Below are 23987 nucleotides of genomic sequence, written 5' to 3'. Positions count from 1 at the left end.
CGGTTGCTTTTGCTACTTTGCAAAAATAGAATCCAGAGCAATTGCTACTTTCCACGGGGCGGGACATGACGTTGCACGAGTACCTCCAACAGCACGGCGCTCTGAGCGTCCGGCAGCTGCGGCTGCGCATGGCGCAGTACGGCTCGCCGATCAAGAGCGATGCGCAGATCCGGCAATGGCAGCACGGCTACGCGCGGCGCATTCCCTCTCCGCTGAATTGCGTGGCCATCGAACAGGCCACGGGCGGCCAGGTCACGCGCAAGGACCTGCGCCCGCACGACTGGGCCGCCATCTGGCCGGAACTGGGCACGGCGCGCTGACGCCCTGGCACGGGGGAGAGGGGCGGGAACACCTGCTCACACCGCTTCGCACGGCGGCGACACCGGGACGACACGGCGTTGACGCGCGGCGGCGACCATGGCGCCATGGATGACCGGGACCACCGGGGCCGACCGGGCCCGGCACCGGGATCCGCCCCTTTCAGGAGACTTCCATGACCCACCGCCAGGCCCTGTCCCTCTCCGCCGCCTCGCTCGCGCTGGCCGCCGCCATGGGCACGGTGACCACCTCCGCGCAGGCCGCCACCAGCGCCACGGTCATCGTGCAATCCGGCCCGCGGTACGTCGCGCCCGTGCCCGTGGTGCAGGAGCGCTGGCCCGGGCCGCCCCCGCCCCGCCATGAACGCGTGCCGCCGCCGCGTCGTGGCATGGTCTGGGAACAGGGCCACTGGGAATGGCGCGGCCGCGGGCACGTCTGGGTTCCGGGCCGTTGGCTGCACGCGCGGCCGGGCTACGTGTACCGCCAGCCGGGCTGGGTGCAGCAGGGTGGCCGCTGGGAGATGCGCCGCGGCGGCTGGGACCGGGACGGCGACGGCGTGCCCAACCGCTACGACCGCCGGCCCAACGACCCCTACCGGTACTGATCCACCTGCGGCGCGGCCGGGCCGCCGGGGCACCATAACCATATGGGCAGCCAGGCATGAAGCCTTGCCCACAATGGCGCATTCCCTGCTTCGCACAGGACCGACCCGCCCGGGCGGCCCCGTCCGCGCAGGGATCCTGTTCTTCCCTGGGACCCTTCGCATGCGCCGTCTTTCCGACTCCTTCTCCTGGCTGGGTGCCGCCGCGCTCGCCGCCGCGGCCTGGACCGCGTCTTCTCCCGCCCTCGCGGCGGATACGCACGCCGCCGCCGACTGGCCGCGCCAGCCCGTCACGCTCATCATGGGCTTCCCGGCCGGCTCCGGCGTGGACGTGGTGGCCCGCTCCGTGCAGGAACCCCTCGGCCAGAAGCTCGGCCAGCCGGTCATCATCGACTACAGGTCCGGCGCCGCGGGCAACATCGCCAGCGAATACGTCGCCCGCGCGAAGCCGGACGGCTACACGCTGGCCTTCGGCACCGCGGCCACGCACGGCAGCAATGCCGCGCTCTACAGAAAGCTGCCCTTCGACGTGGAGGCCGACTTCGTGCCCGTGGGCACGCTCATCGACGTGTCGAACGTGCTCACCGTGAACCCGGACGTGATCGACGCGAAGACGCTGCAGGAATTCGTCGAGATCGTGAAGGCGAACCCCGGCAAGTACAACTACGCCTCCACCGGCAACGGCGCCGGCACCCACATGGCGTTCGCCGAATTCAACGCGCGCCTGGGCCTGAACATGGTGCACGTGCCCTACAAGGGGGGCCCGGAGGCCATCACCTCGGTGGTGCGCGGCGAGACCTGCTGCATCATGAACCAGGTGCAGACCGTGCTGCCGCACTACAAGGCCGGCAAGGTGCGGCTGCTGGGCGTGACCACCGCGAAGCCGGTGGGCGCCGTGAAGGAGGTGCCCACCATCGCATCGAGCGGGCTGCCCGGCACCCAGGGCTTCGACAGCTCCATCTGGTTCGGCATCTTCGCGCCCAGGGGCACGGACCCGGCCATCGTGCGCAAGCTCAATACCGCGCTGCGCGAGGTGCTGGAGCAGCCCGAGGTGCGACAGCGCTTCGAATCGCAGGGCAACACGGTGCGCATCGAAACGCCGGAGCAGTTCGCCCGGACCGTGCGCAAGGACCGGGCCAAGTGGGCGCAGGTGGTGAAGGACGCGAAAATCAGCGTGGACTAGCGGCGTCAACCCCCTGAGCGGCTTGCGCCGCTCCCCCTTCTCTCGTGGCGCTGCGCGCCTCGGGAAGGGGGGCACCCCCGGTGGCCTGGCGGAACCAGTTCCACGGGGGTGGCTGGCTTTGGGCCGCGCCGGTTTCAGGCGCCATGACGAAGCCGGCCCGGCATTGCCATCGCATCCCATCGCACTACCTGCATCTGCTACAGCAACGATCTTTTCATGGCTATTTCCTCTCCCTTGGGCGCGGCCGGGCTGGCCGCTCTTGAACAGCGGCTGCAGCACGACCTGCTGACCCTCAACTGGCGCGCGAAGGCCTGGCTGCCGCAGCGCATGCATGCGGGCCGGCCGGTCATCGACGTGCTCATCATCGGCGCCGGCCAGGCGGGCCTGGCGGCCAGCATGGCGCTCGCGCAGCAGGGCATCCCTGCGGTGCTGCTGGACCGCGCGCCGGAAGACCACGAGGGGCCCTGGGCCACCACGGCGCGCATGGAAACACTGCGCTCGCCCAAGGAGCTGACGGGTCCGGCGCTGGGCGTGCCTTCGCTCACCTTCCGAGCGTGGTTCGAGGCCCAGTGGGGCGAAGACGTCTGGGCCGCGCTCGACAAGATCCCGCGGCTGCAGTGGATGGACTACCTGCGCTGGTACCGGCGCGTCACCCGGGCCGACGTGCGCAACGGCCATGCGGTCAGCGCCGTGCGGCCGCGTGGCGACGGGCTGGTGGAGGTGGACGTGCAGGCGCAGGGCCGCGCCACGACCTGGTTCGCACGCCGCGTGGTGCTGGCCACGGGCCGCGACGGCCTGGGCGGGCCGCAGATTCCGGCCTTCATGCAGGGGGTCGGCCGCGGCCGCTGGGCGCATTCGTCCGATGTGCTGGACTACGCCACGCTGCGCGGCCTGCGCGTGGGCGTGGTGGGCGCCGGCTCGTCGGCCATGGACAGCGCCGCCACGGCGCTGGAATGCGGCGCCGCCAGCGTGGACCTGCTGGTGCGCCGCCCCGACCTGCCCCGCATCAACAAATCCAAGGGCTCGGGCGTGCCCGGCCTCACGCACGGCCACCACGACCTGCCGGACGCCTGGAAGTGGCGCATCCGCCACTACATCAACACCACGCAGGTGCCCCCGCCGCACGGCAGCACGCTGCGCGTCTCGCGCCACCCCAACGCCTTCTTCCACCTGGGCTGCCCGGTGCAGGGCGTGCGGGAAAACCCGGCCGACGGCGCGCTGCACGTCGCCACGCCGCACGGCACCTTCGCCTTCGATTTCCTGATCGTCTCGACGGGCTTCGCCATCGACTGGACGCAGAAGCCCGAGTTCGCGGCCATCGCGCCCCACGTGCGCACCTGGGGCTCACGCTACACGCCGCCGCCGGGCGACGAAGACCAGGAACTGGCCGATTCGCCCGACCTGGGCCCCGTGTTCGAGTTCCGCGAGAAGTTGCCTGGCGACTGCCCCGGCCTGGAGCGCGTGCACTGCTTCTGCTACCCCGCGGCCCTCTCGCACGGCACGGTCTCGGGCGACATCCCCGCCATCAGCGACGGCGCTCGCCGGCTGGCCACCGGCCTCGCCAGCCTGTTCTACCGCGAGGACGTGGACCACCACTTCGGCGTGCTGCAGGCCTATGCCGAGCCCGAACTGCTGGGCGACGAATGGACGCCCGCGGACACCGCCCGGCGCGTCCTGCCCGGCTGACCGGCCGCCCCTCCCTCTTACTGCCCCGACGCAACGGATTGCCCATGACCGACACCGCCGCCACCACTGCCACCGCATCCCGCGACACCATCGACCACATCGCCGGCCTCGCGCCCGGCAGCACGGCCCACGCCGTGCGCCACCAGCGCGACAAGGTCGCCACGGCCACACAGGGCTGCGAGGACGCCCTCTTCGGCCCAGGCCTGCCCGGCGGCCTCACGCAGGCCGAGCGCCTGGCCGTGGCGCACGACATCGCCCGCGTGAGCGGCCTGCCCGCGCTAGCGGCCCACTACCGCGCGGCCCTCCAGCCCCTGCATCCCCCGCCGGCCGTGCAGGCGCTCGTCGATGCGCCCGACGCCGCGATCGCCGACGCACGCCTGCAGGCCATCGTGCATTTCGCGCGCACGCTCGCCACGCACCCCGCCGAAAGCGACCAGGCCGCCCTGCAGGCGCTGCCCGCCGCGGGCCTCTCGGTGCCGGACACGGTGCTGCTCGCGCAGCTGATCGGCTTCGTCACCTACCAGCTGCGCGTGGTGGCCGGCGTGGCCGCGCTGGCGCAACTGGGCGAGGCCGGTGCCGCGCCGGCCGCTGCAGCAGCAGCGCAGCCCGTAGATGCCGCCCCCTTCGTCCATCCCGCCAACCTGCCCGCGCCCGGCGAGCCGCTGCGCGTGAACGGCTACACCAGCGAGACGCTGGACTGGAAGGCCTGGCTGCCCGTGCTCGATCCCGCAGCGGCCACCCCCGAGCAGAACGCGGTGCTCGACCTCAGCCATCCCAAGGCCCGCACGTCGGACTTCTACCTGCTGCTGGCGCACCAGCCCCGCGTGCTCTCCGAGCGCTCCCAGGCCTTCAACGCCATCATGTACGCCCCGGGCGGCCTCGCCCGTGCCGAGCGCGAAGTCGCCAGCACCGTGGTCTCGCGCGTGAACGGCTGCGTGTACTGCGCCTCCGTGCATGCCCAGCGCTTCGAGCAACTGGCCAAGCGCAACGACGTGATGGCGCAGATCTTCCAGGAGCCCGACACCGCCGGCACCAATGCGCGCGAGCGCGCCATCGTGCAGGCCAGCGCCGCGCTCACGCGCACGCCCGGCACGTTCGGCGCGCAGCACCTGCAGCCGCTGCGCGATGCCGGCCTGTCCGACCTGGAGATCCTGGACGCGCTGCATGCCGCCGCCCTTTTCGCCTGGGCCAACCGGCTCATGCTGAACCTGGGCGAAGCCGTCTTCCCGCGGGCCGGCTGAACCCGCGGCCGCGCCGGGGCGCTTTGCGCGGCGCGGTTTCGCTGCTAGGATCCGCCCCGCAGGAGAGTGAACGGCCGCGGCACCGCCGGCGTTCCACCGAAGGCGCAAACTCCCATACACGCTCAGGTACCGTACTGCACACCATCGAACGCCGTCTGGAGAGCCGCCACAACCCGTGGCGCACCGAAGGAGCAAGCCCTGCGCCGTGTTGGCCGCGGGGTGAATCTCTCAGGTACCAAGGACAGGGGGAGCGGCAGCCGGGCCACGCGCCTGCTGCACGCTATTGAATCCATAGCTGCCTGCACGCGCACGCCCGGCGCTTCACCCTCGAAAGGTTTGAAGATGCGCGTGATCGTCCTCGGCGCAGGCTTGCTCGGCACCACCTCCGCCTATTTCCTCCAGCAGCTCGGCCACGAAGTGACCGTGATCGACCGCCAGGCCACGCCCGGCGCGGAAACCAGCTTCGCCAACGGCGGCCAGATCTCGGTGAGCCACGCCGAGCCCTGGGCCAACCCGAGCGCCCCGCTCAAGGTATTGCAATGGCTGGGCCGGGAGGACGCGCCGCTGCTCTTCCGGCTGCGCGCCGACATGCGCCAGTGGCTCTGGGGCCTGCAGTTCCTGCGCGAATGCACGCCGGCGCGCACGCGCCACAACATCGAGCAGATCGTGCGCCTGGGCACCTACAGCCGCGAAACGCTGCAGCAGCTGCGCCGCGACACCGGCATCCAGTACGACCAGCGCACGCAGGGCATCCTGCACTTCTACACCAGCCGCAAGGAATTCGACGGCGCCCTCGCACCGGCCGAACAGATGCGCCAGCTCGGCTGCGAGCGCCGCGTGGTGAGCGCCGACGAGGCCGTGCGCATCGAGCCGGCCCTGGCCTCCATCCGCTCGCAACTGGCGGGCGCCACCTACACCGATGCCGACGAATCCGGCGACGCCAACGCCTTCACGCGCGCACTCGCGCAGCGGGCCGAACAGGCCGGCGTGCGGTTCCGCATGGGCTGCCACATCACGGCGCTGCGCACCGCGGCCGGGGCCATCGACCACGTGGAGATCACCGATGCGGAAGGCCGCTTCGAGCGCGTGCGCGGCGATGCCTACGTGCTGGCCATGGGCTCGTTCAGCCCGCTGCTGGCCGAGCCGCTGGGGCTGCGCCTGCCCATCTATCCGGCCAAGGGATACTCGGTGACGCTGCCCGTGCGCGATGCGTCCGCCGCCTACGAGGTCAGCCTGACGGACGACGAATACAAGCTGGTCTTCTCGCGCTACACCCGCGCGGCCCAGGACGGCCAGCCGGCACGCGACGTGATGCGCATCGCCGGCACCGCGGAACTCAACGGCTACGGCCGCGACCTCAACCCGGTGCGCTGCGAGGCCATCGTGAAACGCGTGGAGCAGTTGTTCCCCGGCGCGGGCGACACCTCGCAGGCGCAGTTCTGGACGGGCCTGCGCCCGGCCACGCCGAGCAACGTGCCGCTCATCGGCCGCACGAAGCTGCCCAACCTGTTCCTCAACACCGGCCACGGCACGCTGGGCTGGACGCATGCCTGCGGCTCGGGCCGCGCCATCGCCAGCATCGTGAGCGGTATCGTGCCCGAGGTGGATTTCGCCTTCGCGGGCATGCCGCGCGGCCGCGCCGCCGTGCCGGCGCTGGCCTGAGAGCGGCAGGCAGTACCGTAGTACGACAAGATGCGGCAACGACGCCGGAAGGGTCGTGTTGGCCGCTCTAAGCTTCGCCCGGCCCGGCGCAGGTGAACACGGTCAGCACGCCGGTGTAGCCGTAGAGCCGGTGGTGGGCGATCTCGCCGCCCGCGAAGAACCCCACCAGCGGCACGTCACCCAGGGCGTGCCGCACGATCTGCATTTCGGCGCCGGGCCCGCCGAAGTGCGGCCCGCCCCGGCCCGAACAGCTCACATAGATGGCCCCCATGATCGTGCGCTCGGGCATGCCCTCGGTGGCATGGTCCAGCGCGCGCATCAGCGCCGCGCGTTCGCCGGCGTGCGACGGCGGCGGGGCGGCCGCGGGCTCCTGCGGCTCCGGCGCCAGTTCCTCGCGGATCTCGGCGCAGATGCGCATCAGGTCGGCGCGCGCCGCCGCCACGTTGCGCTGGCAGAACGCGAGCCGCATGCCCTCCTCCACCTTGTCGGCCAGGGCCACGCCATGCCGCATCGGATCGAGCCCCACGAGATGGCGCACGCGCACGTCCGTGCCGAAATGGCCCGTGCGCCCCATGGGCTGGGAGCCCTCGTCCACCAGCCCTGCCAGCGTCGCGCGCAGGGCACGCAGCGCGGGCTGCGGATCGCCTTCCAGGGTGATGCCCAGCGTGCCCAGCAGCACGTCCAGCGCGGGCTCGCCGTCGAGCGCGAGCACCACGTTGTCCTGCGCGCGCGTGATCTGCGCGAACGGGCCGACCGGCTGGCATCCCTGGGTCACGCGCGAGAGCATGCCCACGCCCCTGCCGAACGCCACGCCCGACAGGCCTCCGCCGAACACCCCCCGCGCCGCGCCCTGGCCCGCCATGTTGCCGTTGCCGCCCACCGCGAACTGCACGCTGCGCCCGCGGCTCGCCGCGATGCCGCCGAACAGGTAGCCCGACTCGGTGCGGTCCGACATCTCCGCGATCAGCTCGGCGAGGTCCGGCGTATCGCCATCGGCATGCACCAGCGCCGTGTGCGGCACGAAGCCGCCCGCGGCCGATCCCCCGCGCGACAGCGGCGCCACGCCCGAGAACACGCGGTACTGGTCCTGCGGCAGGTCCAGCAGCATCACCGACAGGGCCGGCTCGTCGAAATACTCGGCATTGTTCGCCGCCACGCCCACGCCCACCGTGCCGCTCCAGTCGGTCACCTCCGGGAGTTCGGCCGCGAGCATGTCGAGCAAGGCTTCCGCCTCCTGCGCGTAGTGGTCCGTGATGTAGAGCACGCCGAGCGCGGGCGCGCTGGCGTAGTGCGGCAGGGCCATCTGCGCGCGCAGTTGCGCCAGCACCAGCGCGGCGGCCATGCGCCATTGCGGGTGGGTGGCATGGCCATTGGGAAAGAGTTTCATGGTCGAAAAAATCGGTGGACCGCGATCGCAGGCGAGACTGCGCCCGTCAGGAACGGCCCTTCGGCCCGGGCTTGGGGCTGGCGGCGCGGCGTGCGCCCCCGGGCGGCGCCCCTGCCGGGGCCTTCGCGGAAGAGGCCTTCGCGGAAGGTGCTTTGGCGGCTGTGGCGCGCGGCGCAGGGGCCGCCGCGGAAGGCGGGCGCTTCGCTCCGCGCGCCGCCCCGCCGCCGTCCGTGGCGCGCCCCCCCCCGGTGCCGGCCTCCGCGGCCTGGCGCGCGGCGTCCTGCATGTCCTGCATACCTTGCATGCCCTGCGCGGCGAACTGCGTCGCCATGTCGGTGGCCGTCTTGAGCGCCTCCGCCGCCATGCCGCGCGTGGCGTCCATCGAAGGCAGCTTCGAGACGTCGCTCATCGCATTGGCGGCGATCTGCTGGAACTGGCCCGTGAGCGCGGACCACCATTGCATCGGGTCCACCACGCCCGGCGCGGCGAGGGGCGGCTCGGTGCCGGCGTCGCCGGTGGCGTCGCGGCCCGCTGCCGCCGGCGCCTGCGCGGCCGGCTCCGGAGCAGGTGCCGGCGCTGCAGGCCCGGGGCGCGGCGGCCGCGCGAAAGGATCGGGACGCGGCGCCGCCGGCCCGGACGCGGGGGGCGCCGCCTGCGGCGTGAAAGCCTTCGCGATGTCGCCCATCGCCACGTTCATGCCCTGCAGCGTGGACAGCGTCATCTTCTGCACTTCCAGCGCCTGCACGGTCGCCGTGAGCGCGCGGGAATTCTGGTCCAGCCAGAACTGCACCGCCTTCAGTTCGCTGATGCGCTTTTCCAGCTCTTCCACGCTGATCGTGGGCGCCACCCAGCCCGAAAGCGGCGGCATCTGCGGCATGCCCGCCGCCGCGCCCTTGGCGAGGTTCTGCAGGAAATCGAAGCCCGGCACGAAACGGCCGAAACCGAAGGGGGATGTATCGCTGCCGGCGGAATTGCTGTCGTTGCTGCTCATGGCCTGGGCTCCTTGCGTGGGGCGGAACATACCGCTGCGTTGCGCCGGGGCACCGGCCCCGTGGGTGGCAGCTTAACGCGATTGCGCGACTCCACCAACGCGGCCAGCCCCCGCATCCACGCAAGCGTCACAGGCTTTGCGGGCGCCCGGCCGGCAGGGCGCGCATGCCGAAAATACGAGGATCTGCGCACCCCGCAGCCGCAAAAGCGCGTGCAACCCGCGCCACAGGCGGGTAAACGCCCTAGAATCCGCCGACCAGCACGTCTGGAATCCTCAATACGTCAACACGAGAAAACCAACCATGGCAACTGCAAAGAAAGCCGCATCCGCCCCGGCAAAGAAGGCGGCCGCTCCCGCGGTGAAGAAGGCTGCGGCACCTGCGAAGAAGGCTGCTCCCGCGAAGAAGGCCGCGGCACCCAGGGCCGCAGCCGCGAAGGCCGCGCCCGCAGCGCTCAAGCCCCTGAAGACCACGTTCACCAAGACCTCGCTGATCGCGCACCTGGCCGAGCAGGCCGGCGTGGAGCCCAAGGCCGCCAAGGCCGTGATGGCCGCGCTGGAAGCCGCGATCCTGGGCTCGGTGCACAAGAAGGGCTCCGGCGAATTCACGCTGCCCGGCCTGATGAAGATCGGCCTGCAGCAAGTGCCCGCCAAGAAGAAGCGCTTCGGCAAGGACCCGTTCACGGGCGAAGAGCGCTGGTTCCCCGCCAAGCCCGCCTCGGTCAAGATCAAGACCCGCGCGCTGAAGAAGCTCAAGGACGCCACGGTCTGAGACCGGGCTCCCCGAGCATGAAGGAAAAAAGCCGGCGCATGCCGGCTTTTTTCATGGGGCCGCCGCCGCGCTCAACCGCCCGCCGGGTCCAGGTACATCTGCGCCAGCCGCGCCCGCTCCGCCGGGCCGACGCCCAGGCGCGCCGCCAGGTAGCGGTCCAGCCCGCCGTGGTCCTGGTCCACAGCGTCCAGCGCGGCATGCAGGAAGTCCTCCTGCACGCGCCAGAGCACATTCATCACCTCCGCCGGCGCGGTACCGGTGAAATGCGCCGGCGGCTGGTAGAGGCTGTTGGTCAGCAGGTAGTCCTGCATCACCACGTCGCGCGGCACGCCGAGCGCGAGCAGGATCAGCGCCGCTGCGAAGCCCGTCCGGTCCTTGCCCGCGGTGCAGTGGAAGACCAGCGGCGCGTCGCTCTGCAGCAGGTGCCCGAACAGCGCGGCGAACTGCGCCGCGTTGTCGGACACGAAGGCGCGGTACGTGTCCTGCATCAGCTCGACGGCGATGGCGGGCGTGATCTGCCGGTTGGCCAGCGCCATGTCCTTGGCGCGCTGTACCACGGTCGGCTCGATCGGCAGCGGGTGGTAGGCCACGCCGGGCAGGGCGTAGGCCAGCGCGGCGCTCTCGGCCTCGCCGCGGAAGTCGATCGCGCGCACCAGCCCCAGCGGCGCCAGCGTGTCGGCGTCCTGTGCGGTGAGCCATGCCAGGTGGTCGGAGCGGAACAGGCGGCGCCAGCGGACCGTGCGCCCGTCCTGCCCGGCATAGCCGCCCAGGTCACGGAAATTGGTGGCGCCCGCCAGGGGCAGTGAACGCGAGAAAGAAGCCATGCCGGCACTGTAGCGAAAGCGCCCGCGACTTCAAATCACCTGGGCGTCCCGTGCCCATTCATACGCGGGTCATGCGCGCACTCGCACTGCAGCAGGCATCGCCGTCACTTCATCACCAGCCCGCCATCGACGAACAGCACCTGCCCGGTCATGAAGCTGCTCCACTCCGAGGCCAGGAACAGCACCGGCCCCGCCACATCCTCGGGCCGGGCGATGCGCCGCAGCGGCGTGGCGGCGGTGATCGCGTCGCGCAGCGCCTCGGGCGTGGATCGGCTCGCCTGCGTGGGATAGACCAGCCCCGGCGCCACGCAATTGACGCGGATGCCCACGGGCCCCAGCTCGGCCGCCAGGTTGCGGCTGAAGGCCACCAGCGCGGCCTTGGCCGTGGTGTAGTCGTGGTACGGCACCACCGGATGCTCCACCAGGTTGGTGGCGATGTTCACGACGCTGCCCCGCGCGCGCTGGCGCAGGTGCGGCAGCACCGCCTGGCAGACATTGAAGGCCCCGCCCACGGCACCGTCGAACTGGGCCTGGTAGTCGCTCCACTGCAGGCCGTCGAACAGCGCGCGGCGCCGTGCATCGAAGGCATAGGGCCGGAAAGCGTTGTTGACCACCACGTCGATGCGGCCGGCCTCCAGCACCACCGCGTCCACCATGGCGCGCACCGCATCGGCATCGCCCACGTCGGCGCGCGCGGCCCAGGCATCGCCGCCGGCGGCGCGGCAGGCCGCCACCGTCTCGGCCGCCGCCGCGTCGTTGGACAAATGGTTCACCACCACCGTGGCGCCCTCCTGCGCGAAAGCCCGCGCGATGGCCGCGCCGATGCCCCGGCTCGCGCCCGTCACCAGAACGACCTGGCCCTTGAACTTCATGGGGTGCTCCTCGCTCCTCAAGGCCGGCGGACTCACGCGGCGGGCAGCAGGCTGGCGTCCACCACGTCGGCCACGCGGATGTCGCGCTGCACCAGGCCCAGCGCACGGTAGGCATCGGCCGCCTTCTGCAGCGATGCGAGATTGAACGCGCCCAGCGGCTGGCCCGGCACCGAGGGCTGCGCGGAGGCGTTGCGCAGACGGATCACCTCCAGGTTCGCATCCTGCTGCGTGCCGTCGATCGCGACCTTCACGGCCAGCGCGGCGGCTTCTTCGGGCCTGGCCATCATCCATGCGGCGCTGTCGCGGTAGCCCTGCAGGAAGGCGCGCAGCAGCGCCTTCTTCTGCGGCAGCACCTCGCTGCGCACCACGAAAAGGTCGCTGGAAACATTGAGGTAGTCGCGCACCTGCATCACGTTCACGGCGCCCAGGCCCTTGCGGCGGCCCACCGCCAGGCCCGTGTCGGTGGCCGCCGTGGCATCGACCCGGCCCTGCAGCAGCGGTGCGAAGTTGAGCAGGCCGGTGACCACGATGGTCACGTCCGACTCCTTCAGCCCCGCCTGGTGCAGCAGCACCAGCAGGTTCTGACGCGTGCCGCTGGAGAGGCTATAGACGCCGATGCGCTTGCCCTTCAGGTCGGCCGGCGTGCGGATGCCCGAGGACTGCAGCGACACCACGTTGAACACGTTCTGCGGATAGATGTCGTAGATGGCGGTGAGCTTCTCGCCCTTGTCCAGCGCCATGAAGAACGAGCCCGGATCGGTGAAGGCCACGTCGCCCTGGCCGCTCAGCGTATTGCGCAGCGCATCGCCGCCGCCCGCGCCGGGCAGGTAGCCCAGCTCCACGCCGCGCGCCTTGAAAAAGCCCTTCTCGGGCTCGGCCAGCAGGTTGGTGATCTCGCTGATGGGCTTGCTCCAGCCCGCGACGGTGATCTTGCCCAGGGCCGCCGCGGGTGGCGTGGCGGCACCCGCCCAGCGCGTGGCCGCCAGCCCGGCGGAAGCCGCCAGCAGCGTGCGGCGCGAGAGGAATTCAGGTCGTTGCATGTCGTCGAAAAAGAGGATGGGAAAAGCACGTTCAGGAACGATCGGCATAGGGCCGCAGCAGCCAGCGCTCCAGCCACAGCGTGGCCTGGTAGAGCAGCAGCCCGATGGCCGCGATGAGCACCAGCGCCGCGAACATCAGGGACGTGTCCATCATCCCCTGCGCGGCGATCACCACCGCGCCCAGGCCCCGGCTGGCGCCGATGAACTCGCCCACCACCGCCCCCACCAGCGCCAGCACCACGGCCATGCGCAGGCCCGCCAGGATGGCCGGCAGCGCCAGCGGCAATTTCAGGCGCAGCAGCGTCTGCCAGCGCGTGGCGCCCAGCATGCGAAAGAGCTGCAGGCGCTGCGCATCGGCCTGCCGCAGCCCGGTGAAGGTGTTTTCCATCAATGGGAAGAAACAGATCAGACCGGTGATGAGCGCGGTGGATGGAATGCCGAAGCCGAACCACAGCACGAACAACGGCGCCAGCGCCAGCTTGGGCACCACCTGGCTGACCACCACGTAGGGCCGCAGCACGCGCTCCAGCAGCGGCGATTCGGCCAGCGCGATGCCGATCGCCAGACCCGCCAGCCCCCCGCCCGCCAGCCCCAGCAGCAGCGCCGCCAGCGTGGCGCGCACATGGGGCACGAAATAGCCCGTGCACAGCCCCTGCCAGAGCGATGCCGCGATGGCCGAGGGCGCGGGCAGCACCAGCGCCGAGAGCCCCGAATGCCGGGCCACCCATTCCCACGCGCCCAGCAGCGCCAGCAGCAGCGCGGTGCCCAGGGCGCGGTACGGCCAGGCAGTCGAAGGGGCGCCCTGCTCGCGGGATGCACTCATGCGCCCACCCCGTCCAGGCCGGCGCGCACGCGCGCGCACAGGCGGTTGAAGGGCGCGTCGTGCCGCATGGCCTGGGTGCGCGGCGCGGGCAGGTCGATGCGGATGTCGTCCGCCACGCGGCCCGCCTGCAGCACGGCGATGCGGTCGCCCAGGTACACGGCCTCGGTGATGTCGTGCGTCACGAAAAGCACGGTGGTGCCCCGCTGCCGGCAGGTGCGCAGCAGGTCGTCCTGCAGCTCGGCGCGGGTGATGGCGTCCAGCGCCGCGAAAGGCTCGTCGAGCAGCAGCAGCGCGGGCTCCAGCACCAGCGCGCGCGCCAGCGCCACGCGGCTTTGCTGGCCGCCCGAGAGCTGGCGCGGATGCTGCCGCGCATGGGCGCCCAGCCCCAGCTGGTCCAGCAGCGCCTGCGCGCGCTCCACATCGGCCGCCTGCGGCCGGCGCTGCAGCGACACGGGCAGCAGCACGTTGTCGATGGCGCTGCGCCATTCGAGCAGCGTGGGCGCCTGGAACATGAAACCCAATTGCGGGCCGGGCGCCACCACATCCCGGCCCTGGACGCGCACATGGCCCGACCGCGGGCGCAGCAGGCCCGCGGCCAGCTGCAGCAGCGTGGTCTTGCCGCAGCCGCTGCGGCCCACCAGGCAATGCACCTCGCCCGCGGCTATGCGCCAGCTCACGCCATCCACCACCGGCGCGCGACCGGGGTAGGCGAACACGGCCTGCTCGATGTCGAGAAAGGCCTCGCCGCCCCCCAGCCCGGCGCCGTCCATCGCAGCGGTCTCAGTCGGCATACGGCGCGAAAGTCTCTGCGGCGCTTTCGGCGGATTGCTCGATCTCCACCATGCGCACCAGGTCCAGCAGGTTGAAACGGCCGTCGTGATGCCAGCCGGCCTCGGGCACGCTCATCGCGCCGATGGCACTGATGCGGGTGACGCCCGCCGCCCCCAGCAGCGCGGCCAGGTACCGCAGTTCTTCCGGCGTGGCCGCGACGCCCGCGGTCTGCAGCAAGGGGCCGTGGCCGGCGATGGCACGCGGCACCTCGTCCAGCGCATCCACGGCCACCACCTGCACGCTGCGCTGCAGCGCCGTGGGCGCGAGCGGCCGCAGGGCGTCGCAGTACGCCACGCTCCAGGGGTCATCGGGCGTGCCGATGAGTTCGTCGGCGGCGGCGCCTCCGGCCACCGAAAGGCCCCGCCATTCCAGCGCCTGCCGCCAGCTGGCCACGGCGGCGGATTCCTCCACATCCAGCGCCCGTCGCGGAAAGCGCCGGTGCAACTGCGCCAGCTCGCCCGCCAGGTAGCCCGCGAAGCCGCGCGGCGACACGGCGCCGCCGCGCTGCACGTAGAACACATGCGGCGAGTAGCAGCCCTGCTGGTCGTAGCGCATCACGTCCCACGCGGCCCGGCGCGCCACGGCCGGCGCATCGAGTGCATCCAGCGCGGCGGCCGAAACGATGCCGAAACCCAGCTTGTGCCCGTGCGGCAGGAAGCGCGTGGTCACGGGCAGGCGCCGCTGGATGGCATGCAGCGCATCGTTGCCGCCATAGGCCAGCACCGTATCGGCCCGGGCATAGAGCGCCGCGGCATCGTCGCCGCCCGCGCCCCTCCACCACACCACGGCGAAGCAGTCGGCCAGTGGCGGATGCACCTCGGCCAGCAATTGCGCGAACCAGCCCGCGAAGAGCGGCTCGGCACTGGGCAGCTTGCCGATGCTGCCGGCCTTGACCAGCAGGCCGCACACGAAGCTCCAGAGCGCCAGCGCCGGCACATTGCCCGCCCAGCTGTGCACCAGCAGGCCCGGCCCGAAGGCGCGCACCGCGCCGCCCTTAGGCGCTGGCTGGAAACCATCGAGCACCAGCGGATTGGCAAAGTCCTCGGCCACGAAACGGCGCAGCTGCGGCGCGCGGAAGGTCTTGAAAAAGCCCGTCAGCCCCAGCCGCACCATCTCGGCGTCGTAGCCGCTCACGATGGGCAGCAGCGCCTCGGCCTGCCGCCGCACCGGGTCGCTGCGGTCCAGCAGGCGGGCGATGGCACGGTCGATCACATCGATGACCTGCTCCACCGCCATGGGCTGCAGATGGCGGGCGGCCGCTTCGCGCACGCGGCGGGCCAGCGCGTCCATCTGCGCGGGCGTGAGCACGGGCACTTCCACCTCCAGCCGGGCGGCGCCCTGGACGAAGGGCAGCACCTGCCAGGCCACGTCCCGCGCGTCGATGCCGGGCAGGTAGCCCGCCCGCACCCGCTGCACCGCGGTGCCCGCGGGGGCCGCCTGGGGTGTCATTTCCCGGTGGCCCGCATGAAGTCCTGCACCGCCAGCGAACAGCCCTTGGCCTGCGCGCCTTCGGCCCGGCCCAGCAGCAGGAAGCCGCCCTCGGCCCACTCGCCCACGTCCTCGGTCAGGATGGTAGTCACGGAGTTGTAGTTGGCCAGGTCGCAATGCACGAGGATGCCGCGCTCGCCGGGCGGCACGTCACGTCCCGTGGCCGGGTCCACCAGCCGCGACCGGATCCAGTGCGGCCCGGACTTGACCGAGGGCACCACGGCATTGCCGTCGTCGTAGAACTGCGTGCTCAGCTCCGTCATGCCGTACATGTTGATGCACAGCTCGCGCGGCACGCCCAGCGTGTACGACAGCCCGGCGTAGAAATCCTCCGGCGGCACCTCGCGCGACAGGCCCTTGTAGCCGCCCGTGTCCAGCACGCGGCTGCCCGGCGGCAGCTGGAAGCGGCGGCCCTTCTCGTGCAGCGCCTCCATCAAATGGACGAAGCTGTAGCTCGCGCCCAGCAGCGCATACGGCGTGCCGGTGCGCTCCGCGGCCTCCAGCGCCGCGCACAGGCTCACCACGTGCATGCCGTGCGCGCCCACGAAATGCCGGCTGACCGGGCTGCCGAACACGGCCCGCGCCAGCGCCAGGTAGTGCGCCAGCGACGAATTCGGCATCAAATGCTCGTCGGGGAACAGGATGCCCATCGGCATGGGCCCGGCCCCGCGCATGAAACGCCGCTGGAAATTGCGCGCCATCGACAGGTCATACACATCGAGCCGCGGGTGGAAATGCCGCCCACGCGCCTCTGCACCCCGGGTCGTGCCGCTGGTCATGAACACGCGCTCGTCCGGCCGCGGCGGCTCGCTGCGCAGTTCCGTCGCCTTGAAGGCATCGATCGGCACCGCGGGGATATCGCTCCAGCGCTCCACGCTGCGCAGCGTCGCGCCGCGGCGCTGGCAGAAGGTGCGGTAGGCGGGGTTGGCGGAATACTGGTGGGCGAACAGCCGCAGGGCCAGCGTATCGAACTGTGCGTCGGTGCAGCCGCCTTCTTCCTCCATCGCGATGAATGCGAGGATGTCCGCGACCAGCGCAGCGACCTTGTCCATGGAGCTTCTTCCTTCGTGACCTGTGAACGATGCTCCGAAGGCCACGCCGGCCATGCCGTGCACGCCACGCGGCGCGCCTGCGGAGGCTGGAGGATGGTGGTGACAGCTCTTCTTCCGCCGGAATGACCCGGTTCAAGTTCTCGGGTGTGGATCTCAGCACAAGCGTGCACCCCGGAGCGTTGCGGTCATCTTAACCCGCCATCCAAACGCCCTGCTTCCGCTGCGGCTTCCGGGCCGCCTATATTCCCGGGCATGGAATCACCGGCGCCCGCCACGACGACAACCGCCCGGCCGGTGCGCGCCCTGGTGCTCGTGCTGGGCGACCAGCTCGATCCGGACGCAGCGGCCTTCGACGGCTTCGACCCGCGGCAGGACATGGCGTGGATGGCGGAAGTGGAAGAGGAATCCACGCACGTCTGGTCCTCCCGGCCGCGCATTGCCCTCTTTCTGGCGGCCATGCGGCATTTCGCGCAGGCGCTGCGGGCACTGGGCCGCCCCCTGGACTACCGGCGCCTGGACGACGACCGCGAGCCCGCCTGCCGAACCCTGGCCGATGCGCTGCGCGCGGCGATCCGCACGCACCGGCCGCGGCGCCTCGTGATGACCGCGCCCGGGGACTGGCGCGTCTGGAAGGCGCTGTCCGCCGTCGCGGCCGACGCCGGGCTGCCGCTGGAAACCCGGCCCGACCGCCACTTCTTCGCCACCGTGCGGGAATTCGCCGACTTCCGGCGCCAGCTGGCCGGACGGCCGCTGCGCCTGGAAACCTTCTACCGCGCCATGCGCCGCCGCCACGGCATCCTGATGGACGGCCGCCAGCCCGAAGGCGGCGCCTGGAACTACGACAAGGACAACCGGCGCCCCTTCGGTCCGCAGGGGCCGGGCATGGTGCCCGGGCGCTGCCGCTTCGAGCCCGACGCCATCACCCGCGAGGTGCTGCAAATGGTCGCCCGGCGCTTCGGCGACCATCCGGGGGCACTGGAGAGCTTCGCCTGGCCGGTCACCCGCGCCCAGGCCCTGCATGCGCTCGCAGACTTCGTGGACCACCGGCTGCCGGCGTTCGGCCCCTTCCAGGACGCCATGTGGCCGGGCGAGCCCTGGCTCTACCACTCGCACCTTTCCGCGGCGCTCAACCTGAAGCTGATCCATCCGCGCGAGGTGGTCGCGGCCACTGAGGCCGCCTACCGGAGCGGCCGTGTCCCGCTGGCCAGCGCCGAGGGCTTCATCCGCCAGATCCTGGGCTGGCGCGAATACGTGCGCGGCATCTACTGGACCGAAATGCCGTCCTACCGGGACCGCAACGCGCTCGGTGCCGACGCACCCCTGCCCGCCTGGTACTGGACCGGCGACACCCCCTTCGCATGCCTGCGCCAGGCCATCCGGCAAACGCTGGACCACGGCTACGCCCACCACATCCAGCGCCTCATGGTGACCGGCCTCTTCGCCCTGCTGCTGGGCGTGCGGCCCCAGGCCGTGCACGCGTGGTACCTCGCCGTCTATGTCGATGCCGTCGAATGGGTGGAACTGCCCAACACCCTCGGCATGTCCCAGTACGCCGACGGCGGCCTGATGGCCAGCAAGCCCTACATCGCCACGGGCAAGTACATCCAGCGCATGGGCGGCCCCTGCGCCACCTGCCGCCACGACCCGGATGCCTTCCTGGGCGACACGGCCTGCCCCTTCACCACGCTCTACAGGGACTTCCTGCTCAGGCACCGGGAACTGCTGGCAGACGTGCCCCGCATGGCGGCACAGCTGGCGCGGCTGGAGACGATGCGGCCGCAGGAGCGTGAGGCGATACGCAGCAGGGCCGAGGAATTGCGGAGGGAACACGGCCGGGACGCCTGGCCGGATTGAAGCCGCGGGGACGCACACCTCGGACGATCACTCGGTCCCCAGCTCCGCGATGAAGCGTTCCTGCAGCCCCAGGCTCGTGCGCCGTGGTCCGATGAATCGGTCACTCGCCAGACGAGGCATGAATTACTGGGCATCTCCAATAACCGCCATTCATACACCAAATCCAATATCTTGCAAAAACTGGCTTTGGTAGATATATTGGCACGAACCGATATAGATGCCCCATGGACTATCCCATTCACCTGACCAGCCAACTCCGTGAGCACCTGCGCGCGCTCCGAAAGGCGCGCGGCCTCACCCAGGCCGCGCTCGGGCGGCTGCTCGGCGTGGGACAGGCCCGCATCGCCGAGATCGAAGGCAATCCTGGCGCCGTCAGCGTCGATCAATTGATGAAAGTGCTCTCGGCGTTGCGCACCTCCCTGGTGGTGAGAGATGACGCCCCCGAAGTGATCGCAGGCCAGCCGGATACGCCCCCTCCCCCCAACGCTCCTGCAAACAAGCCCCGCAAGCCGGCCAGGCAATCGCCAGTCAACAGCACACCGGCTGGCCAGTGGCGCAAGCAGCCCTTGGCTGGCGGTGGCCGGTTCCAGGCGAAATCGGTTCTCGTCAGCCGCGCTGGCGCAAAGCCCCCGTCGGACGCGCAAGCGCTGCGAGACGCCAACCCGAACACCGATGTCACACCGACATCCGGGCGCAACTTTGTCATACGGCCCAAGAAGGGCTCTTGGTAATGGTGGCGCTCGACGCGTGGATGAATGGCGAATTCGTCGGCACCTGGCAGGTCCACAGAGGAGCCCACAGCTTCTCGTACGCCCCCTCATGGCTGGAGTCCGAAAAATCCCGGCCCCTGTCTTTGTCGCTACCCCTCACCCGCACCCTGGAGATCAAGGGAGAGGTCGTCGCGAACTACTTCGACAACCTCCTGCCTGACAACGAACGGATCCGAGAGCGCATCGCCCGGCGATTCAAGACCAGGGCACGCGATACGTTCACCTTGCTGGAGGCCATCGGCCGTGACTGCGTTGGTGCCGTGCAGCTGCTTCCGGAAGGAACGACCCCGGACGGGTGGAACCGTGTGGCAGGCGAGCCGCTGACCGACGAACAGGTCGCGGCAGCGCTCCGTGCAGTGCCCGATGACCCGGTCGCGCGGCATGCCAATGAAGCTCGGCCCTTCCGTATTTCCCTGGCCGGAGCCCAGGAAAAAACCGCCTTCGTGCAGGTCAACGGCCAGTGGTGCAGTCCCGTCGGCGCCACCCCGAGCACCCACATCTTCAAGCTCCCGCTCGGCGTGATCGCCAACACCACCCAGGTGGACATGTTCGACTCTGTCGAAAACGAATGGCTGTGCGCGCAGATCGTCCAGGCGCTCGGCCTGCCCATGGCGCGCACCGAAATGGCCACGTTCGGCGACCAGAAAGCCCTGATCGTGGAGCGCTTCGACCGCGAATGGATGGACGGCGGCAAGTGGATCGCCCGGCTTCCCCAGGAAGACTTCTGCCAGGCGCTGGGCCTGCCCTCACATTTGAAGTACGAAAGCGATGGCGGGCCGTCCGTCGCGACTGGCCTCACGCTGCTGGCCGGAAGCGCTGATGCGGACATGGACCGCATGGCTTTCCAGTTGGCCCAACTGGCCTTTTGGCTCATGGCAGCGCCCGACGGCCATGCGAAGAACTTTTCGATTTTCCTGCGCCAGGGCAATGCCTACGACATGGCGCCCCTGTACGACGTACTTTCCGTCTGGCCCTACGTGGGCAGGAAAAGGGGGCAACTGCATTTGCGCGATGTGCGCCTCGCCATGGCGCTGCGCTCGAAAAACACGCACTACGAGATACACACCATCCGGGCCCGGCACTGGCATGCCCTCGCCATGAAAAACGGCGGCCCTCCGATCTGGAAGGCGATGCAGGACCTGGTCGGTGGCGTCGGTCAGGCCCTCGAGTCCGTGGAAGCGCAACTGCCCCGGAGCTTTCCCGAGCGCATCTGGGACCCGATCGCGAAAGGCATGCGGGGCCAGGCAGAAAAATTTCTCTCGGAAGCCGCCAGCCTCCCTTGATCACAGGCGCATGGCTCGCTCACGATCTCCCGAGACCGAGCCAAGCCGCACCCACCAAGCAAAAAGCCCCCGGCTTTGCTGTCCATGCATTTCCGCGCCATACCGAGAGCCCCCGGCCATTTCATAGATGCTCCAAAAAGCTGGAGCGCAGCAACACATTCTCGCGATGGAATTCGAGGAAGCGCTTCTGCCCGCTTGAAAAGGCACCGACATTCCAAGGCTGCCGGGGATCAAGCCCCATGCGGACCAGCGAATCCTGGTCCGCCACAGGAGAAAAAATCACCTGCCCATCGTCGTCGAACGCAATGAACCCACGGTCGAACAGATGATCCATGCTTGGGGTAAGCAGCAGACCATTTTCACCATCGAGCCGCTCTTCGTTCGTGGCATCTCGCCAGGGTTTGCAGTGACTGGCGCGGAGGTGCTCTTCCCTTGTCACACCCGTGATCCGGCAGGCTCGCTCTATAGCCATGACATGCCTCTTAAAGGCGCCTTGGCCTCTGCGCGCCAGCACCAACGCCTGGCGGTCTGTTTCGGGCAAGCTGGCGTCGGTTTGGACCCGTTGAAGCTCGTGCTCTTCCCATTCAACAAGCCCCACCGCAGAGCCGACTATTTCGGATCTGTCTGCGACACGGAAGCCTTTCACCAAATCATGGGCTTCAGCACCCAGCAGATCGATCAAGGCCGCCGCCAGACGCTCAGGAAGGCGCGTCAGGTACACGCTCTGCAACCCCACTCCGTTGGGCCGCAAAGGGGCGTATCGCTCCGGTAGCAGTGGTGCCAGCACCGCCATGTGGGAGGCGGGCCGCACAGGCGCCCGAAGGGGATGGAAATGCACATCCAAGCGCCAGCCGATCCGATCCCAGTAGGCCCCGGTCTGTCCAAACTCCAACGGCTTCGGGGCCTCGTACGCATGCGATTGCGCGATGCCGATGGCTCGAATCACGGTGTCCGCAAATGAGAAGACCACATCGCCAGGAGCCACCTCGCGCATGAAGTCATAAAACGGGTTCCTTGCTTGGTTGGCCTTGCGCTTGGGCGACCAAAGATACCCGCCCCGCACCTCATGACGATATGTTTGGTTTTGATTGACCCACCAGTAACGCATGACAGCCTTCTATCCTCCCGGTGGTGCCATAGTTGAGCGTCCTCACGTACTCGCCTTGTGCCCCCACATATTGGTCTTGCCGCCATGGGCGCGGTAATACTTCTGCTGCAGCACACCGTTGCGATCCGCGAATTCGGCTTTCACCGCCACCATGCTGCAAATCTCCGTGCAGACATGCCAAGTGTATGCCCGCGTCAAGGTAGCCCGCACGGTCAGGCCTTTCGCCGTTGGAGTGCCGTCCGGCGGAGTGCCCCGATGGTGTAACCGAAGGCTTTAAGTTGCTTGAGTCCCTCGGTCATCCACGGGCTGACGCCTTCCGCCAGAAGCGGGCCGCTGAACGACTGCCCTATGGTTTCCTTGTTTTGCCGGGCATCTGAAGCAGGTGCGATATGCAGGACGCAAGGGCTGGCCTGAAAGGACCACGTGGTGCCCGCCTCGCTCTCGCTTGGGAAGAGCAGCAAGGCCGGTGATCCGCCTGCTTCTTTGATGCATGCAGGTACAGGCGCGGCAGTCCTACGCGACCTGGCCCGACACGCCTCGATAGTGGGCAGTCCACGACCGCCCACATATCTACGTCCAGGAGACACCCCCATGGCCACCGATCCCGCACACCACCCCTTGCACCAGGTCCCCGATGAACTGCCACGTCCGCCCGGAGACCTTCCTCCCGCGCCGCCCCCGTCACAGCCACCGGCACCGTCCAGCCCTGCCGCGGCAGACCACTGACAGGCTGTCGTTTCCTGCCAGCCGCTGACCGCTGTTACGAAAACGCGGGGGGAACGCAGCCGCTCCTACACAGCAGGAGGCTCCTTGCCGACCGACGGGCAATGGACAGGACTCGAAAAATGCGTGGGCAGACCTCCCCTCCGCCGCCCCCGTCCACTGCCCGGTGGGCCCTCCAGCGAGCCGCCCCATGCCCTCCCACACCTTCCCGCTCCGTGCCGCCGCCCTCCTCTCCCTCGCCGCCTGCAGCTTCGCCGCGCAGGCGCAGCTGCCGCCCGGCGACGGCCCCACCACGGTGACGGGCGGCGTGCTCGAACCCACGCCCGTGCGCTTCGACGAATCGCTGCTCGGGCAGCTGCGCGTACCCGCCGGCTTCAAGGTCTCGGTGTTCGCCAGGGACCTGCACAACGTGCGCTGGCTGGCCGTCGCGCCCAATGGCGACGTGTACGCCAGCCGCCGCGAGCAGGGCGACGTGCTGTGGCTGCGCGACAGCGATGGCGATGGCCGCGCGGACCAGCAGAAGGTGGTGCTGCAGAACGCGAAGTACGCGCACGGCCTCGCGCTGCGCGACGGCAGGCTCTACCTCGTGACCGACAAGAAGCTGATGGTGGCCGACGTGCAGCCGGACGGCACGCTCTCGGCCCCGCGCATCCTCGCCGACGACCTGCCCGATGCCGGCCAACACCCCAACCGCACGATCGCCTTCGGGCCTGATGGCTGGCTCTATCTCACCGTGGGCTCCACCTGCAACAACTGCCGCGAGACCAACGGCGAATCGGCCACGATGCTGCGCATGCGCCCGGACGGCTCGGGCCGCGAAGTGGTGGCGCAGGGGCTGCGCAACACCATCGGCTTCGGCTGGCATCCGCGCACCGGCGTGCTCTACGGCTTCGACCACGGCTCCGACTTCCAGGGCGACGACACGCCGCCCGAAGAGCTCAACGCCATCCTCCCCAACAAGCACTACGGCTGGCCCTACTGCTGGGGCGACCGCCAGGTGACGAAGTTCCAGGTCAACGAACCGCCGAACACCACCAAGGCGGATTTCTGCCCCACGACCGAGGTACCGCTGCTGCAGTACACCGCCCATGCCGCGCCGATCGGCTTCGTCTTCTACACGGGCGAGCAGTTCCCGCAGCAGTACCGCGGCGATGCCTTCGTCGCCTTCCGCGGCTCGTGGAACCGCTCGCAGCCCAGCGGCTACAACGTGGTGCGGGTGCGCTTCGATGCCGAAGGCCGCCCCACCGGCACGGAGGAATTCGCCGCGGGCTGGCTCATGTCCACGCCCGCCGCGGTGGCATCGCAGCCCGGCCCCGCGGCCGCACCCGCGGAGCAGGACAAGGCACGCCGGCCCGCGCAATTCGGGCGCCTCGCGGGCCTCGCCCAGGCGCGCGACGGCGCCCTGCTGCTCGCCGAGGACCAGAACGGCGTGATCTACCGCATCAGCCACGGCAGTCGCTGACCGGCGGCCCTCGCCCCTC

At 70.0% G+C, this 23987-nt stretch carries 21 protein-coding genes and 1 riboswitch; of the genes, 11 read left to right on the top strand and 10 right to left on the bottom strand.

Translation table 11 applies throughout. From position 1 onward, the window contains the following. Positions 1-65 precede the first annotated feature (65 nt). The 6 genes from BLR99_RS18905 to BLR99_RS18880 all read left to right on the top strand — a co-directional run bounded on the left by BLR99_RS18905 (position 66) and on the right by BLR99_RS18880 (position 6691). Entirely contained in the window at positions 66-320 is a 255-nt protein-coding gene (locus tag BLR99_RS18905; RefSeq protein WP_011797508.1) for a transcriptional regulator, read from the top strand. A gap of 173 nt (positions 321-493) precedes the next feature. Then, on the top strand, positions 494-922 hold the full coding sequence (locus BLR99_RS18900) for a YXWGXW repeat-containing protein (protein WP_011797509.1): 429 nt from the start codon (positions 494-496) through the stop codon (positions 920-922). Positions 923-1082: 160 nt separating this feature from the next. Continuing rightward, positions 1083-2102 carry a Bug family tripartite tricarboxylate transporter substrate binding protein gene (locus BLR99_RS18895; protein WP_048857397.1) on the top strand — a complete coding sequence of 340 codons (1020 nt, stop codon included), beginning with the start codon at positions 1083-1085 and terminating at the stop codon, positions 2100-2102. 216 nt (positions 2103-2318) lie between these two features. Then, positions 2319-3788 carry a SidA/IucD/PvdA family monooxygenase gene (locus BLR99_RS18890; RefSeq protein ID WP_048857396.1) on the top strand — a complete coding sequence of 490 codons (1470 nt, stop codon included), beginning with the start codon at positions 2319-2321 and terminating at the stop codon, positions 3786-3788. Between the two features lie 44 nt (positions 3789-3832). Beyond that, positions 3833-5029, top strand: a complete 1197-nt coding sequence (locus BLR99_RS18885; RefSeq protein ID WP_074687437.1) for a CMD domain-containing protein — start codon at positions 3833-3835, stop codon at positions 5027-5029. A gap of 145 nt (positions 5030-5174) precedes the next feature. Then, positions 5175-5284: riboswitch (glycine riboswitch) on the top strand. Positions 5285-5371: 87 nt separating this feature from the next. Continuing rightward, positions 5372-6691, top strand: a complete 1320-nt coding sequence (locus BLR99_RS18880) for a D-amino acid dehydrogenase (protein WP_046059944.1) — start codon at positions 5372-5374, stop codon at positions 6689-6691. Between the two features lie 67 nt (positions 6692-6758). On the opposite strand, the gene BLR99_RS18875 is transcribed toward BLR99_RS18880, so the two are convergent. Together BLR99_RS18875 and BLR99_RS18870 are read right to left on the bottom strand one after the other, a co-directional pair. Beyond that, a complete protein-coding gene (locus tag BLR99_RS18875; RefSeq protein ID WP_048857395.1) occupies positions 6759-8078 on the bottom strand; it encodes an FIST signal transduction protein in 1320 nt (439 codons plus the stop codon). Between the two features lie 46 nt (positions 8079-8124). Then, positions 8125-9069: a PhaM family polyhydroxyalkanoate granule multifunctional regulatory protein gene (locus BLR99_RS18870; RefSeq protein ID WP_048857394.1), complete on the bottom strand. Its 945-nt coding sequence runs from the start codon at positions 9067-9069 to the stop codon at positions 8125-8127. A 301-nt stretch (positions 9070-9370) separates the two neighbouring features. On the opposite strand from BLR99_RS18870, the gene BLR99_RS18865 reads away from it, so the two are divergent. Continuing rightward, entirely contained in the window at positions 9371-9838 is a 468-nt protein-coding gene (locus BLR99_RS18865; RefSeq protein WP_011797516.1) for an HU family DNA-binding protein, read from the top strand. Positions 9839-9909: 71 nt separating this feature from the next. Here BLR99_RS18865 and BLR99_RS18860 read toward each other — a convergent pair whose 3' ends face one another. The 7 genes from BLR99_RS18860 to BLR99_RS18830 all read right to left on the bottom strand — a co-directional run bounded on the left by BLR99_RS18860 (position 9910) and on the right by BLR99_RS18830 (position 16768). Further along, the gene (locus tag BLR99_RS18860; RefSeq protein ID WP_011797517.1) at positions 9910-10662 is read right to left on the bottom strand and encodes a tyrosine-protein phosphatase; all 753 of its coding nucleotides are present in this window, start codon (positions 10660-10662) and stop codon (positions 9910-9912) included. A gap of 104 nt (positions 10663-10766) precedes the next feature. Continuing rightward, on the bottom strand, positions 10767-11534 hold the full coding sequence (locus BLR99_RS18855; RefSeq protein ID WP_011797518.1) for a 3-oxoacyl-ACP reductase: 768 nt from the start codon (positions 11532-11534) through the stop codon (positions 10767-10769). Between the two features lie 32 nt (positions 11535-11566). Continuing rightward, positions 11567-12574 (bottom strand): ABC transporter substrate-binding protein, encoded by a 1008-nt coding sequence (locus tag BLR99_RS18850; RefSeq protein WP_011797519.1) that lies wholly within the window; start codon positions 12572-12574, stop codon positions 11567-11569. Positions 12575-12605: 31 nt separating this feature from the next. Next, on the bottom strand, positions 12606-13397 hold the full coding sequence (locus BLR99_RS18845) for an ABC transporter permease (RefSeq protein ID WP_011797520.1): 792 nt from the start codon (positions 13395-13397) through the stop codon (positions 12606-12608). Beyond that, positions 13394-14167, bottom strand: a complete 774-nt coding sequence (locus BLR99_RS18840; protein ID WP_011797521.1) for an ABC transporter ATP-binding protein — start codon at positions 14165-14167, stop codon at positions 13394-13396. Before BLR99_RS18840 ends, BLR99_RS18845 begins: the two co-directional genes overlap by 4 nt. Before the next feature lie 10 nt (positions 14168-14177). Beyond that, entirely contained in the window at positions 14178-15677 is a 1500-nt protein-coding gene (locus BLR99_RS18835) for an acyl-CoA reductase (protein ID WP_011797522.1), read from the bottom strand. Next, positions 15674-16768 carry a LuxE/PaaK family acyltransferase gene (locus BLR99_RS18830; RefSeq protein ID WP_011797523.1) on the bottom strand — a complete coding sequence of 365 codons (1095 nt, stop codon included), beginning with the start codon at positions 16766-16768 and terminating at the stop codon, positions 15674-15676. The genes BLR99_RS18835 and BLR99_RS18830 overlap by 4 nt, the downstream gene beginning before the upstream one ends. 252 nt (positions 16769-17020) lie before the next feature. On the opposite strand from BLR99_RS18830, the gene BLR99_RS18825 reads away from it, so the two are divergent. From BLR99_RS18825 to BLR99_RS18815, 3 genes are all read left to right on the top strand, one after another. Further along, positions 17021-18622: a cryptochrome/photolyase family protein gene (locus BLR99_RS18825; protein WP_011797524.1), complete on the top strand. Its 1602-nt coding sequence runs from the start codon at positions 17021-17023 to the stop codon at positions 18620-18622. Positions 18623-18846: 224 nt separating this feature from the next. Further along, positions 18847-19353: a helix-turn-helix domain-containing protein gene (locus BLR99_RS18820; protein ID WP_011797525.1), complete on the top strand. Its 507-nt coding sequence runs from the start codon at positions 18847-18849 to the stop codon at positions 19351-19353. Further along, a complete protein-coding gene (locus BLR99_RS18815) occupies positions 19353-20675 on the top strand; it encodes a type II toxin-antitoxin system HipA family toxin (RefSeq protein ID WP_011797526.1) in 1323 nt (440 codons plus the stop codon). Before BLR99_RS18820 ends, BLR99_RS18815 begins: the two co-directional genes overlap by 1 nt. A 121-nt stretch (positions 20676-20796) precedes the next feature. Here BLR99_RS18815 and BLR99_RS18810 read toward each other — a convergent pair whose 3' ends face one another. Next, entirely contained in the window at positions 20797-21783 is a 987-nt protein-coding gene (locus BLR99_RS18810; protein ID WP_011797527.1) for an HNH endonuclease, read from the bottom strand. Positions 21784-22696: 913 nt separating this feature from the next. Here BLR99_RS18810 and BLR99_RS18805 point away from each other — a divergent pair. Next, positions 22697-23968 (top strand): PQQ-dependent sugar dehydrogenase, encoded by a 1272-nt coding sequence (locus BLR99_RS18805; RefSeq protein WP_011797528.1) that lies wholly within the window; start codon positions 22697-22699, stop codon positions 23966-23968. Positions 23969-23987: the final 19 nt, after the last annotated feature.

The organism is Paracidovorax citrulli (genome assembly GCF_900100305.1).
GTDB classification, from domain to species: Bacteria; Pseudomonadota; Gammaproteobacteria; order Burkholderiales; family Burkholderiaceae_C; genus Paracidovorax; species Paracidovorax citrulli.
This window is presented reverse-complemented; position numbering and strand designations above follow the sequence as displayed.

Bases quoted from the DNA above. Each gene is read 5' to 3' on its own strand.
- BLR99_RS18890 (WP_048857396.1), top strand. From the start codon at position 2,319: ATGGCTATTTCCTCTCCCTTGGGCGCGGCCGGGCTGGCCGCTCTTGAA.
- BLR99_RS18825 (WP_011797524.1), top strand. From the start codon at position 17,021: ATGGAATCACCGGCGCCCGCCACGACGACAACCGCCCGGCCGGTGCGC.
- BLR99_RS18820 (WP_011797525.1), top strand. From the start codon at position 18,847: ATGGACTATCCCATTCACCTGACCAGCCAACTCCGTGAGCACCTGCGC.
- BLR99_RS18875 (WP_048857395.1), bottom strand. From the start codon at position 8,078: ATGAAACTCTTTCCCAATGGCCATGCCACCCACCCGCAATGGCGCATG.
- BLR99_RS18855 (WP_011797518.1), bottom strand. From the start codon at position 11,534: ATGAAGTTCAAGGGCCAGGTCGTTCTGGTGACGGGCGCGAGCCGGGGC.
- BLR99_RS18830 (WP_011797523.1), bottom strand. From the start codon at position 16,768: ATGGACAAGGTCGCTGCGCTGGTCGCGGACATCCTCGCATTCATCGCG.
- BLR99_RS18865 (WP_011797516.1), top strand. From the start codon at position 9,371: ATGGCAACTGCAAAGAAAGCCGCATCCGCCCCGGCAAAGAAGGCGGCC.
- BLR99_RS18845 (WP_011797520.1), bottom strand. From the start codon at position 13,397: ATGAGTGCATCCCGCGAGCAGGGCGCCCCTTCGACTGCCTGGCCGTAC.
- BLR99_RS18895 (WP_048857397.1), top strand. From the start codon at position 1,083: ATGCGCCGTCTTTCCGACTCCTTCTCCTGGCTGGGTGCCGCCGCGCTC.
- BLR99_RS18900 (WP_011797509.1), top strand. From the start codon at position 494: ATGACCCACCGCCAGGCCCTGTCCCTCTCCGCCGCCTCGCTCGCGCTG.
- BLR99_RS18805 (WP_011797528.1), top strand. From the start codon at position 22,697: ATGCCCTCCCACACCTTCCCGCTCCGTGCCGCCGCCCTCCTCTCCCTC.
- BLR99_RS18880 (WP_046059944.1), top strand. From the start codon at position 5,372: ATGCGCGTGATCGTCCTCGGCGCAGGCTTGCTCGGCACCACCTCCGCC.
- BLR99_RS18815 (WP_011797526.1), top strand. From the start codon at position 19,353: ATGGTGGCGCTCGACGCGTGGATGAATGGCGAATTCGTCGGCACCTGG.
- BLR99_RS18810 (WP_011797527.1), bottom strand. From the start codon at position 21,783: ATGCGTTACTGGTGGGTCAATCAAAACCAAACATATCGTCATGAGGTG.
- BLR99_RS18835 (WP_011797522.1), bottom strand. From the start codon at position 15,677: ATGACACCCCAGGCGGCCCCCGCGGGCACCGCGGTGCAGCGGGTGCGG.
- BLR99_RS18885 (WP_074687437.1), top strand. From the start codon at position 3,833: ATGACCGACACCGCCGCCACCACTGCCACCGCATCCCGCGACACCATC.
- BLR99_RS18870 (WP_048857394.1), bottom strand. From the start codon at position 9,069: ATGAGCAGCAACGACAGCAATTCCGCCGGCAGCGATACATCCCCCTTC.
- BLR99_RS18860 (WP_011797517.1), bottom strand. From the start codon at position 10,662: ATGGCTTCTTTCTCGCGTTCACTGCCCCTGGCGGGCGCCACCAATTTC.
- BLR99_RS18905 (WP_011797508.1), top strand. From the start codon at position 66: ATGACGTTGCACGAGTACCTCCAACAGCACGGCGCTCTGAGCGTCCGG.
- BLR99_RS18850 (WP_011797519.1), bottom strand. From the start codon at position 12,574: ATGCAACGACCTGAATTCCTCTCGCGCCGCACGCTGCTGGCGGCTTCC.
- BLR99_RS18840 (WP_011797521.1), bottom strand. From the start codon at position 14,167: ATGGACGGCGCCGGGCTGGGGGGCGGCGAGGCCTTTCTCGACATCGAG.